This is a genomic window from Streptomyces sp. NPDC088745, assembly GCF_044751045.1.
GTDB classification, from domain to species: domain Bacteria; phylum Actinomycetota; class Actinomycetes; order Streptomycetales; family Streptomycetaceae; genus Streptomyces; species Streptomyces cremeus.
This window is the reverse complement of record NZ_JBIVLB010000007.1, coordinates 408493-420468: the sequence shown is the minus strand read 5'-3', so window position 1 is coordinate 420468 and position 11976 is coordinate 408493. Positions and strand designations below refer to the sequence as shown.

General features: G+C 72.7%; 11 protein-coding genes. All 11 read left to right on the top strand.

Features of this window, described 5'->3' with window-relative positions; genetic code table 11:
* The first annotated feature begins 45 nt into the window (after window positions 1–45).
* The 11 genes from ACIP93_RS21450 (at window position 46) to ACIP93_RS21400 (ending at window position 11780) form a co-directional block, all read left to right on the top strand.
* Window positions 46–666 carry an NUDIX hydrolase gene (locus ACIP93_RS21450; protein ID WP_345226615.1) on the top strand — a complete coding sequence of 207 codons (621 nt, stop codon included), beginning with the start codon at window positions 46–48 and terminating at the stop codon, window positions 664–666.
* Between the two features lie 156 nt (window positions 667–822).
* The gene (locus ACIP93_RS21445; RefSeq protein ID WP_380837825.1) at window positions 823–2892 is read left to right on the top strand and encodes a tetratricopeptide repeat protein; all 2070 of its coding nucleotides are present in this window, start codon (window positions 823–825) and stop codon (window positions 2890–2892) included.
* A 173-nt stretch (window positions 2893–3065) separates the two neighbouring features.
* A complete protein-coding gene (gene ald, locus ACIP93_RS21440; protein ID WP_345226620.1) occupies window positions 3066–4181 on the top strand; it encodes an alanine dehydrogenase in 1116 nt (371 codons plus the stop codon).
* Between the two features lie 341 nt (window positions 4182–4522).
* On the top strand, window positions 4523–5686 hold the full coding sequence (locus ACIP93_RS21435) for a ParA family protein (protein ID WP_345224399.1): 1164 nt from the start codon (window positions 4523–4525) through the stop codon (window positions 5684–5686).
* On the top strand, window positions 5683–6234 hold the full coding sequence (locus tag ACIP93_RS21430; protein ID WP_401761040.1) for a hypothetical protein: 552 nt from the start codon (window positions 5683–5685) through the stop codon (window positions 6232–6234). Before ACIP93_RS21435 ends, ACIP93_RS21430 begins: the two co-directional genes overlap by 4 nt.
* Before the next feature lie 64 nt (window positions 6235–6298).
* Window positions 6299–7234, top strand: a complete 936-nt coding sequence (locus tag ACIP93_RS21425) for a segregation and condensation protein A (RefSeq protein ID WP_401760990.1) — start codon at window positions 6299–6301, stop codon at window positions 7232–7234.
* Window positions 7231–7842, top strand: coding sequence for an SMC-Scp complex subunit ScpB (scpB, locus tag ACIP93_RS21420; RefSeq protein ID WP_401760988.1), 612 nt, complete (start codon window positions 7231–7233; stop codon window positions 7840–7842). The genes ACIP93_RS21425 and scpB overlap by 4 nt, the downstream gene beginning before the upstream one ends.
* The gene (locus ACIP93_RS21415) at window positions 7842–9239 is read left to right on the top strand and encodes a pseudouridine synthase (RefSeq protein WP_345224406.1); all 1398 of its coding nucleotides are present in this window, start codon (window positions 7842–7844) and stop codon (window positions 9237–9239) included. Before scpB ends, ACIP93_RS21415 begins: the two co-directional genes overlap by 1 nt.
* A gap of 143 nt (window positions 9240–9382) precedes the next feature.
* The gene (pnuC, locus tag ACIP93_RS21410) at window positions 9383–9991 is read left to right on the top strand and encodes a nicotinamide riboside transporter PnuC (RefSeq protein ID WP_401760986.1); all 609 of its coding nucleotides are present in this window, start codon (window positions 9383–9385) and stop codon (window positions 9989–9991) included.
* On the top strand, window positions 9985–10740 hold the full coding sequence (locus ACIP93_RS21405) for an NUDIX hydrolase (RefSeq protein ID WP_401760984.1): 756 nt from the start codon (window positions 9985–9987) through the stop codon (window positions 10738–10740). The genes pnuC and ACIP93_RS21405 overlap by 7 nt, the downstream gene beginning before the upstream one ends.
* A 2-nt stretch (window positions 10741–10742) precedes the next feature.
* Complete coding sequence (locus tag ACIP93_RS21400; RefSeq protein ID WP_401760983.1) at window positions 10743–11780, top strand: ADP-ribosylglycohydrolase family protein; 1038 nt, start codon at window positions 10743–10745, stop codon at window positions 11778–11780.
* Window positions 11781–11976 lie beyond the last annotated feature (196 nt).

The window sequence follows — 11976 nt, the reverse complement described above, 5'->3', positions numbered from 1 at the left end:
GCTTCCAGGCCCGCACCCCGGTTCTCTCGTTTCATGGAGGCGTACGTGGCGATCAAGGACACCCCCCAGGAGTGGCGGATCACCGGGACGGTGATCCCGTTCGAGGGGGCCAAGACCAGTGTCCGCACCGACAGCGTGGTCATGCCGGACGGCTCGGTGGCCGGCCGCGACTACCAGGTGCACCCGGGCTCGGTCGCCGTCCTGGCGCTCGACGACGAGGGAAGCGTCGCCGTCCTCTCCCAGTACCGCCACCCGGTGCGCCACAAGCTGTGGGAGATCCCCGCCGGACTCCTCGACGTGCCCGGCGAGAACCCGCTGCACGCCGCCCAGCGCGAACTGTACGAGGAGGCGCACATCAAGGCGGGGGACTGGCGGGTGCTGACCGACGTCTACACCTCGCCGGGCGGTTCCGACGAAGCGGTACGGATCTTCCTCGCCCGGGACCTCTCGGAGGCGGAGGGCGACCGGTTCGAGGTCTCCGAGGAGGAGGCCGACATGGAGCACGCCCGGGTGCCCCTCGCGGAACTGGTGCGGGGCGCCCTCAGCGGTGAGCTGCACAACAACTGCCTGGTCGTCGCGGCGCTCGCGGCGACCGCCGCGCTGGCGGGGGACGGGCTGGACGCGCTGCGGCCGGCGGAGGACCCCTGGCCCGCCCGGCCGTTCTGAGCGACTTCGAGACCGTTCATCGTAAAAACTGCTGATCCGATCGGGGGACCTGCCCGCCCTGCTCCTCCGGATCGGTAGCAGAGCGTGAACTACGCTCGGATCCCCGGCCGCAGTCGCCGCCGGGGACTGGAGCGCAGGCGGACGGGAGCGTGGCCCGTGACGGACCAGGCGGTGGACATCGGCAGCGCGGCGGCGGTCACGGCGACCGCTCCCGCGACGGCCTCGGCCCATGATTGGGCCGCCGGTCAATTCTTCGGCCGGAAACGGGAGTTGAAGGGCCTGCGCGCCGACATCCAGCGCACCGGCCTCGACACCCTCACCGGCCGCAAGGCGCCCAGGGCCCGCGTGCTGCTGATCGCCGGAAGGCCCGGTTCCGGACGGACCGCCCTCGCCGAGGAACTCGCCCGCGAGCTCTCCGGCGACTACCCCGAAGGGGCCTACCGGGCCCGCCTCACCGCCTCGGGCGGGCAGCGCGTCCCCACCGAGGAGACCGCCCGGGGCCTCCTGGACGACCTGGGCGTCGCCGCCCCCGCGGGAGCCGACGCGGACACCCTCGCCGCGATGGTGCGCGAGGCCCTCGCCGTACGCAGGGCGCTGCTGGTCCTGGACGACGCGGTGGACGCGGAACAGGTCGACCCCCTGCTCCCCGACAACCCCGCCTGCCTGGTCGTCGCGACCTCGCAGGGACCGCTCACCGGCATCGTGGACGTACGGCCCTGCACGCTCGGCGGCCTCGACACCGCCTCCGCCGTCGCCCTCCTCGCGCACTACACCGGCAGGGTCCGCATCACCGTCGACCCGACCGCCGCCGACGCGCTCGCCGAGGAGTGCGGGGGGCAGCCCGCGGCGCTGGTGCTGGTCGCCGGATGGCTCGCGGCCCGGCCCAAGCTGTCGGTGGCCGACGCCGTCCTGCACCTGAACGAACTCCCCGCCGACCCCGGACAGCCGCAGGGCGAGGGCCCGTTGGTCCGGGCGCTGCGCCTGGTCTACGGGTCGCTGCCGCAGCCGGCCGCGCGGATACTGCGTCTGCTCGCGCTCGCCCCCGCGGGCCTCGCGGACGCGCACACCGCGTCCGCGCTCGCCGGGTGCTCGGTGTCGGCCGCGCAGACCACACTGGACGACTTCGCGGTGCAGGGGCTGCTGCACCCGGTGCACGGTCCGGTGCCGCAGTACCTGGTGCCGGGGTGCCTGGCGCCGCTGCTGCTGGCGTTGACAAAGGCTCAGGACCGCGAGTCGGAGCGGCAGTTGGCGCGGGCCCGGATGCTGGAGCGGACCGTTCGGCAGCTCCACTCGTGCCGGGCGGTCACCGAGCCCGAGGGCTCGCCGGCCCGCAAGAAGCTCGCCGGACTGCCGCGTTCGCTGCGTTTCTCCGGCCGGCGGGAGGCCGCCGAGTGGCTGCGCGCCCGGCAGCCCGCGCTGCTCGCCGCGGCCCGCGCGGCCGTCGAGGACGGCGGACTCGACACCCTCGCCCGCAGGCTCGTCGCCGCACTCGTACGGGCACTGGTGGCGCACCGGGGCACCGAGGACGCCGCCCCCGAGCTGTACGGGCTGCACCGGCTGGTCCTGGACGTGGCCGAGCGCCGCGACCTGCACCGCGAGAAGGCCGCCGCCCTGCTCAACCTGGCCGATCTCGACGCGGGCACCGGCCGCACCACCGAGGCGCTGGCCCGCTACCGGGCCGCCCTGGACGCCGCCCGGACCGCCCAGGACCCCTACGCCACCGCCCGCGCGATGGAATCCGTAGGCGGGACGTACCAGGAGATGGGGGACTTCCCCCGGGCCGCCGACTGGTACGGCCGGGCGCTCGCCCAGCGCCTGGCGCGCGGCGAGCACGAGGACGGGGCCCGGCTCTACGGGCGGCTCGGCGCGGTCCACACCTACGCGGGCCGCTACGGGGAGGCGCTGCGGGAGTGGCGGGCGGCCGCCGCCGCGCTGCGCAGGCTCGGCGATCTCCCGGGCCACGCACGGGCGTTGAGCGAGATGGCCCGGGTCCAGGAGTACGCCGGACGCCCCGAGGAGTGCCTGCGCACCTGCCAGGAGGCGGTGGAGTGGGCGCGCCGGGCCGACGACGTGCGCCTGCAGGCGGCGCTCCAGCTGCGGCTGGCCGACACCCTGGACCGGCTCGGCGACCCGGCGTCCGCCCGGCTGTACCGGGGAGCGGCGGAGAGACTAATGGAAGATGAGGTTCCAGCCTACGAAATCCGTAGCGCATCCGCGCGAGGTTGATGCTTTGTAAGGCTAGACAGCGGGAAATCCTTCATTAGACTGAGTTTGCTGCAACCGTCCGCGGCGTTCCCCAGGCCTGCCCTCTGTGCCTGGCCGTGTGCGGTGAGTGCCCGTTTTGCGGGTACTTGTTGCACACTCCGTTTCGTACCCCAGAGTCAAGGACCGTGATCGACGTGAAGGTCGGCATCCCCCGCGAGGTCAAGAACAACGAGTTCCGGGTGGCCATCACCCCGGCCGGCGTGCACGAGCTCGTGCGCCACGGCCACGAGGTCGTCATCGAGAAGGACGCCGGTCTCGGCTCCTCGATCACGGACGGCGAGTACGTCTCGGCCGGCGCCCGCATCCTGGACACCGCCGACGAGGTCTGGGCCTCGGCCGACCTACTGCTGAAGGTCAAGGAGCCGATCGCCGAGGAGTACCACCGCCTCCGCAAGGACCAGACGCTCTTCACCTACCTGCACCTCGCGGCCTCCCGCGAGTGCACGGACGCGCTCCTCGAGTCCGGCACGACCGCCATCGCGTACGAGACGGTCGAGACCGCCAACCGCGCGCTGCCGCTGCTCGCCCCGATGTCCGAGGTCGCGGGCCGCATCGCCCCGCAGGTCGGCGCGTACCACCTGATGCGCCAGGTCGGCGGCCGCGGCGTGCTCCCGGGCGGCGTCCCGGGCACGGCGGCCGGCCGGGCCGTCGTCATCGGCGGCGGCGTCTCCGGCTGGAACGCCACCCAGATCGCCGTCGGCATGGGCTTCCACGTGACCCTGCTCGACCGTGACATCAACAAGCTGCGCGAGGCCGACAAGATCTTCGGCACCAAGGTGCAGACGATCGTCTCCAACGCCTTCGAGCTGGAGAAGGCCGTCGTCGAGGCCGACCTCGTCATCGGCGCCGTCCTCATCCCGGGCGCCAAGGCCCCGAAGCTGGTCACCAACGAGCTCGTCGCCAAGATGAAGCCCGGAAGTGTACTTGTCGACATTGCAATCGACCAGGGCGGCTGCTTCGAGGACTCGCACCCGACCACGCACGCCGAGCCGACGTTCAACGTCCACAACTCGGTCTTCTACTGCGTGGCCAACATGCCGGGCGCCGTCCCGAACACCTCGACCTACGCGCTCACCAACGCCACGCTGCCCTACATCGTGGAGCTCGCGAACCGCGGCTGGGTCGAGGCGCTGCGCCGCGACCCGGCGCTCGCCAAGGGCCTCAACACCCATGACGGCCAGGTCGTTTACCGCGAGGTGGCCGAGGCGCACGAGCTGCCGCACGTGGAGCTGAACACCCTGCTCGGCTGACCCGTCAACAGGCGTCGTCAACATCGCGCGCCCGGCCGGACCTTGCCCACGCGAGGTCCGGCCGGACGCGTGTCCGGCCGCTTTGCGGCACTCGCTCAACTCGTTACGAAAGCCACCTTTTCCCCGTTTCGCACCCCGGCGAAACGAGCCGGTCGCACCCCGTCCGCGTGCGCGCGCACCCTTGACAGAGGGGTGTTCCATTGCCGACACATCGACCCGGGTCCGGTGGATTGTGTTGCTGCGGACCGGTGACACGCCATAGAGTCGGCCACCGTCGGCATGGTGCCACGCTGACCTATCGATAAGTTTCCTGGTCACGTCCCAAGGAGGTAAGACGACTTGTGAATGAGTCGACATTTACTCCCGGAGGTGGTCAACCGGGAACGCCTGCGCAGGGCCAGAGCCCTACGGGGCTCGAAGCTGTCGGCTCGGTCGCGGTCCGCACCTTCGCCACCCATCAGCACATGACGACATCCCACCAGAGCATGGACGGCCTACACGTGAACGCCATGGCCGGCGACCAGAGTGGCGATAAGTCCACCACCGGCTTCGCCGACTTCGACGAGGTCCCCCAGGGGCACTTCTACGATCCCGACGCCGAGTACGAGCCCGACCCCGAGTACGCGGCCACCCTCGCCCCCGACGCTGCCCGCCAGCGCCGCGAGCGGATCGGCCCGACCGGACGGCCGCTGCCGTACTTCCCGATCCCCGGACCGCTGACCGAGCACGGCCCGGCCAAGATCATCGCGATGTGCAACCAGAAGGGCGGGGTCGGCAAGACGACCTCGACCATCAACCTGGGTGCGGCCCTCGCCGAGTACGGACGCCGCGTCCTGCTCGTCGACTTCGACCCGCAGGGAGCCCTGTCGGTCGGTCTCGGGGTGAACCCGATGGAGCTCGACCTCACGGTCTACAACCTGCTCATGGAGCGGGGCATGTCGGCCGACGAGGTGCTGCTGAAGACGGCCGTTCCCAACATGGACCTGCTGCCCAGCAACATCGACCTCTCCGCCGCCGAGGTGCAGCTCGTCAGCGAGGTGGCCCGCGAGTCGACGCTCCAGCGGGCGCTCAAGCCGCTGATGAACGACTACGACTACATCGTGATCGACTGCCAGCCCTCGCTCGGCCTGCTCACCGTGAACGCCCTCACGGCCGCGCACAAGGTGATCGTGCCGCTGGAGTGCGAGTTCTTCGCGCTGCGCGGGGTGGCCCTGCTGACGGAGACCATCGAGAAGGTCCAGGAGCGGCTCAACCCGGACCTGGAGCTCGACGGCATCCTCGCCACGATGTACGACTCCCGCACGGTGCACAGCCGTGAGGTGCTCGCGCGCGTGGTGGAGGCGTTCGACGACCACGTCTACCACACGGTGATCGGCCGTACGGTGCGCTTCCCGGAGACCACGGTCGCCGGTGAGCCCATCACCACGTACGCCTCGAACTCCGTGGGCGCCGCCGCCTACCGCCAGCTCGCCAGGGAGGTGCTCGCCCGGTGTCACGCCGAGTGAGTCTGCCGGGGGCCGACGAGCTGTTCCGTACGACCGGGGGAATGGGCCTGCAGTCGGCGGGCCGCAGGTCCGGCGCGAACGGCGAGCCCCGCATCCCGGCGCCCGCCGGCGAGAGCGGGCCCGCGCCCGTGGAGCCCGCCGAGGGCCCCGAGCACGGGATCGCCGCCGACACCGCGGAGCAGCAGCGGACCCGGAGCGGCGAGGCCGCACCCCCGGCCCCCGGCCCGGCCGCCGGCCGCTCCCAGGAAGCCCCTGGCGCGCCTCGTGGGGCCGCGGGGACCCCTGCGGGAGCCCAGCCCCGCCGACGCGGCGGAAGGGGCGCCAACCGGCGTCCCAGCGGCCGCGAGCGGCACGACGAGAAGATCACGGTCTACGTCTCCGCCGAGGAGCTGATGGACCTGGAGCACGCCCGGCTGGTGCTCCGCGGCGAGCACGGGCTCGCCGTCGACCGGGGACGGATCGTCCGCGAGGCGGTCGCCGTCGTCCTCGCCGACCTGGAGTCCCGGGGCGACGCGAGCATTCTCGTGCGGCGCCTGCGCGGGCGCTGAGCGGGGCGGCGGTAGCCTCGCGGCTGCCCCCACACCGCTTCGCCCGCACCTCAGGACCTCCTTGATGCCGCCCGCCCCTTTGCTGCCGCCCGCCCCGCCCGACGACACCACCGGCCGCCCCTCGCGCCGCCGCCCCCCGGGGCGCGGTGCGGGGGCGGCTGCGTTCGCGGAGCCGGAAGCCGCTCCCGGGGCGGCGCCCGGGGCCGGCGACGGGAGGTTCACCGTGCGGCTGGCGAACTTCGAGGGGCCGTTCGACCTGCTGCTCCAGCTCATCTCCAAGCACAAGCTGGACGTGACCGAGGTCGCCCTGTCCCGGGTGACGGACGAGTTCATGGCGCACATGCGTGCCATGGGGCCCGACGGGGACCTGGACCAGACGACGGAGTTCCTGGTGGTGGCCGCCACCCTGCTCGACCTGAAGACGGCCCGGCTGCTGCCCGTCGCCGAGGTGGAGGACGAGGCGGACCTGGCGCTCCTGGAGGCGCGCGACCTGCTGTTCGCGCGGCTGCTCCAGTACCGGGCGTACAAGGAGATCGCCGGGATCTTCGCGGAGCGCTGGGAGGCCGAGGGGCGCCGGTTTCCGCGCACCGTGGGCCTGGAGGAACAGCTCGCGCGGCTGCTGCCGGAGGTGGTCATCGGCATCGGCGCGGAGGGTTTCGCCGGGCTGGCGGCCAGGGCGATGCAGCCGAAGCCGAGGCCCGAGGTGTACGTCGACCACGTCCACGCCCCCCTGGTGTCCGTGCAGGAGCAGGCGGGAGTGCTGGCCGGGCTGCTGCGGGCGCGGGGCGCGGCGAGCTTCCGGGAACTGGTCGCGGACGCCCCGGACACCCTCACCGTGGTCGCCCGCTTCCTGGCCCTGCTGGAGCTGTACCGGGAGAAGGCCGTCGAGCTGGACCAGGAGCAGGCGCTGGGGGAGCTGACGGCGACCTGGGTGGGCAGTGCGTCCGGCGACCTGGCGGTGACCGGGGAGTTCGATCTCGTGGTGGAGGAGGAGAAGTGAGCGAGCGGGAGCTGCGCGGGGCGCTGGAGGCCGTGCTGATGGTCGTCGACGAGCCCGCGACCGCAGAGCACCTGGCGAAGGTCCTGGAGGTCGGGGAGCGCGAGGTGAGCGACGCGCTGCGGGAGCTGGCCGACGAGTACACCGGGCAGCAGCGCGGCTTCGAGCTGCGGCTGGTGGCGGGCGGCTGGCGCTTCTACTCGCGGGCCCGGTACGCGCGGGCCGTGGAGGCGTTCGTACTGGACGGACAGCAGGCCCGGCTCACCCAGGCGGCCCTGGAGACCCTGGCGGTCGTCGCGTACCGGCAGCCGGTGTCCCGCTCGCGGGTTTCGGCCGTACGGGGAGTCAACTGCGACGGGGTCATGCGCACCCTCCTCCAGCGGGGTCTGGTCGGGGAGGCGGGCACGGAACCCGAAACAGGTGCGATCCTGTACAGGACGACGAACTACTTTCTGGAGCGGATGGGCCTGCGAGGCCTGGACGAGCTCCCGGAGCTCGCGCCCTTCCTCCCCGAGGCAGACGCGATCGAGGCTGAGACGCTAGAGGGTGTGCCGTCGTTCGATCCGGACGCCCCGGAGACTGACGCAGACGACGACAAGACGGATTTTTGATGCGAAGCAACGACAGGAACAGCAGCGGCGGCAACGACCGGAACCAGCGGGGTGCGGGTAACGGACGCGGCCCCGCTGGTGGCGGGCGCGGCGGCGCGGGCGGCGGACGAGGCGCGGGCTCCGGTGCGGGCTCGGCGGGCGGCTCCCGCGGCGGCGCCGGCGGCCGTGGCGGCTCCGGCGGCGGCCGCTCGGGCGGCGGCCAGGGCTTCGGCGGCGGGCGCGGCGGCTCGGGCGCCGGGCAGGGCTTCGGCGGCGGGCGCGGGACGTCCGGCGGCGGCCGTGACTCCCGGGACTTCCGCGACTCGCGTGATTCCCGCGACGCACGTGACTCCCGCGCCCCCCGCGATGGGCGTGACGCGCGTGACTCCCGCGATTTCCGTGACGGCGAGCGCGAGCAGCGGGAGCGTCGTCCGCGTCCCGAGGAGCGGCGCTACGACGTGGGCCCCTCCGCGACCCACCAGGGGCCGCGCAGCGGCCGCGGCGACTCCGCGCGCGGCGGCGCCAAGGGCGGCCCCAAGGCCCCCAAGACCCCGCAGAAGCCGGGCCGCCGCGGCAACTACAACGCCGGCGCCTCGCGTCCCCGCGAGCTCGACGCCAAGATCGAGCAGCGCAACCGGGACCGCTACGCGGGCAAGCCCGACATCAAGATCGAGAAGACCTTCCCGGGCGCCGAGCAGGAGGGCGAGCGGCTGCAGAAGATCCTCGCCCGGGCCGGCATGGGCTCGCGGCGCGCGTGCGAGGAGCTCATCGAGCAGGCCCGCGTCGAGGTCAACGGCGAGATCGTCGTCGAGCAGGGCATGCGGGTCGACCCGCACAAGGACGAGATCAAGGTCGACGGCCTGACCGTGGCCGCCCAGTCGCACCTGTTCTTCGCGCTGAACAAGCCCGCGGGCGTCGTCGCGACGATGGGCGACCCGGACGGCCGGCAGAACCTCAACGACTACGTGAACAACCGCGAGACGCGGCTGTTCCACGTGGGCCGTCTCGACACCGAGACCGAGGGCATCATCCTGCTCACCAACCACGGCGAGCTGGCGCACCGGCTGACCCACCCCAAGTACGGCGTCAAGAAGACCTACCTGGCCGCCATCCAGGGCCCGCTCCCGCGCGAGCTGGGCAAGCGCCTCAAGGACGGCATCGCCCTGGAGGACGGGTACGCCCGCGCCGACCACTTCCGCGTGGTCGAGAACACCGGCAAGAACTACCTGGTCGAGGTGACCCTCCACGAGGGCCGCAAGCACATCGTCCGCCGCATGCTGGCGGAGGCGGGCTTCCCGGTCGAGCGCCTGGTGCGCACGTCCTTCGGCCCGATCGCGCTGGGCGACCAGAAGTCGGGCTGGCTGCGCCGCCTGACCAACACCGAGGTCGGCATGCTGATGAAGGAAGTCGGTCTCTAAGGACCGCCGGACCCCCTCGGGGGTGCGCCCGGGGCCGGGATCCGCTCACGCGGGTTCCGGCCCCGGGCTTTTTCACTGCCCTTGCCGGGACGCGGCCCGGCCTTTATAGTCAATCTGACTATTTACGGTGAGGGGGTGCGGCGATGAACTGGACGGAGGCCGCCGGGTTCGTCGCGGGCGCGCTGTGCGTGTGGCTGATCGGCCGTCAGCACACCGCCAACTGGCCGCTGGGCATGTCCGCCAACTGCCTGTTCGCCGTGCTCTTCTCCCGTGCCGGGCTGTACGCCGACGCGGGACTCCAGCTCGTCTTCACCGCCCTCGCCGGGTACGGCTGGTGGACCTGGACCCACGGGGGTGGACCGGGCCCGCGGCTGCCGGTCCGGCGCACGCGCCGGTCCGAGTGGCTGCTGCTGTGCGGGGCGGGGGCGGTGGGGACGGCCGCCGTCACCGTGCTGCTGCACCGGGCGACCGACTCGACGGTGCCGTTCTGGGACGCGTCGACGGCCGTGCTGTCCCTGCTGGCGACGTACGGCCAGTGCCGCAAGCTCGTCGAGTCCTGGTGGCTGTGGCTGGCGGCGGACGTGGTGCACGTGCCGGTGTACGCGTCCAAGGGACTGTGGCTGACCGCGCTGCTGTACGGGGTGCTGGCCGGCCTGTGCGTGGCCGGGCTGCGGGAGTGGTGCCGGGATCTGCGGGGACGGGAGCGGATGTTCCGTACGGAGACGGAGACGGAGGCAGGGGCGAAATGGTGACAGGAATCGACATCCCGGAGGGATACGACCCGAAAGCGTTCGCGCCCTTCGCGGTCACGGTCGATCTCGCGGTCTTCACCGTGCGTCAGGCGGCCCTGCACGTGCTGCTGGTCCGGCGGGGGCAGGCGCCGTTCGCGGGGGCGTGGGCGCTGCCGGGGGGCTTCGTGCTGCCGGACGAGTCGGCGGAGCGGGCGGCGCTGCGGGAGCTGGCCGAGGAGACGGGCCTGTCGCGGGAGCGGGCCGCGGGGCTGCACCTGGAGCAGTTGCGCACCTACAGCGATCCGGAGCGGGACCCGCGGATGCGGGTGGTGTCGGTGGCCTTCGCCGCGCTCGTACCGGACCTGCCGGAGCCGCGCGGGGGCGGGGACGCGGCGGAGGCCCAGTGGGTGCCGGTCGCGTCGGCCGTGTCCCTGGCCTTCGACCACGGGCGGATCCTCGCCGACGCGCGGCGCAGGATCGGCGACAAGCTGGAGTACACCTCGCTCGCGACGGGCTTCTGCCCGCCGGAATTCACGCTCGGCGAGCTTCAGCAGGTGTACGAGACGGTGTGGGGGGTCCCGTTGGACCGGCCCAACTTCCGGCGCAAGGTGCTGGCGACGCCGGGGTTCGTGGAACCGGTGGGCGGCGCTGCGCCGAGGCGGACCGGGGGACGGGGCAAGCCGGCGGCGCTGTACCGGGCGGGGAGGGCCGCGGTGCTGCACCCGCCGTTGCTGCGACCCGCTGCCGATTCTTCTGAGGGAGGGTGTTGACGATGACTGCCGCGCACGTGAAGAAGGCCGCCACCGGGGCCATGGTGGGGCTCGCGCTCGGGGACGCGCTGGGGTTCCCGACCGAGTTCGACGACGTACCGTCGATCCTGGCGAAGTGCGGGCCGTGGCGGGAGATGGAGCTGCCGAAGGAGGCGCTCGTCTCCGACGATACCCAGATGACGCTGGCACTGGCGCGGGGGCTGCGGGTGGCGCTGTCGCGGGGGCCGCTGGGGCCGCGGCGGATGGAGCGGCCGGTGCGGGAGGAGTTCGTGGACTGGTACCACTCCCCGGAGAACAACCGGGCCCCCGGGCGCACCTGCATGGTCGCGTGCCGCCTGCTGGACAGTGACTTGCTCTGGCAGAGGGCCTCGCAGATCGACTCCAAGGGGTGCGGGGCGAACATGCGGGTGGCACCGGTGGGGTTGGCGCCGGGGCTGGGGGAGCGGGAGCGGTCGGGGGTGGCACAGTTGCAGGCGGCGCTGACGCACGGACATCCGACGGCACTGGCGGCGAGCGACCTCACGGCACGGGCGGTGTACCTGCTGGCCCGGGGGGTGGAACCGGCGGGCCTGGTCGGCCAGTTGCGGTCGTACGCGCTGGAGAGGCGGGAGCGGTACGACGCGCTGTGGCTGGGCGACCTGTGGTCCTACGCGCAGGACCCGACGCCGGAACGGTTCATCGCGCGGGGCTGGGACGAGTGCCTGGGCGTGCTGGAGGGGCTGGAGGCGGCCCTGCGCGACCGGTCGGCGCGGGCGTCGCTGGCGGAGACGGACCCGTGTCTGGTCACGGGGGACGGGTGGGTGGCGGAGGAGGCACTGGCGACGGCGCTGCTGTGCTTCCTGCTGTTCCCGGAGACCCCGCTCCTGGCCCTCCGCCGCGCGGCGTGCACAAGGGGCGACTCGGACTCCATCGCCTGCCTGACGGGAGCTTTCGCGGGAGCTCACCTGGGGGCGGGGGCGTGGCCGGGGGATTGGGTGGAGAGGGTGGAGTATCGGGGGGAGTTGGTGGGGGTGGGGGTGGGGTGGGATGGGGCGGCGTGAGTAAGCCGCAGATGCTTAGGGATGGTCGGTCCGTTGGTGCAGCTGAGCTGTGTGCTCATGGTGCGAGCCAGAGTGGCCGCGAGCATCCCTCGGAAAGATTCGTCGAGGTTGTCGAGACCGCGCTCAACGAAGCGGACCGAGAAGGGGACTTCCGCTTGTTGGCGTGGATGGGAACCGCGCACCTTGCAGGGGAAGG

Bases quoted from the DNA above. Each gene is read 5' to 3' on its own strand.
- ACIP93_RS21425 (WP_401760990.1), top strand. From the start codon at position 6,299: ATGCCGCCCGCCCCTTTGCTGCCGCCCGCCCCGCCCGACGACACCACC.
- ACIP93_RS21415 (WP_345224406.1), top strand. From the start codon at position 7,842: ATGCGAAGCAACGACAGGAACAGCAGCGGCGGCAACGACCGGAACCAG.
- pnuC (WP_401760986.1), top strand. From the start codon at position 9,383: ATGAACTGGACGGAGGCCGCCGGGTTCGTCGCGGGCGCGCTGTGCGTG.
- ACIP93_RS21405 (WP_401760984.1), top strand. From the start codon at position 9,985: ATGGTGACAGGAATCGACATCCCGGAGGGATACGACCCGAAAGCGTTC.
- ACIP93_RS21400 (WP_401760983.1), top strand. From the start codon at position 10,743: ATGACTGCCGCGCACGTGAAGAAGGCCGCCACCGGGGCCATGGTGGGG.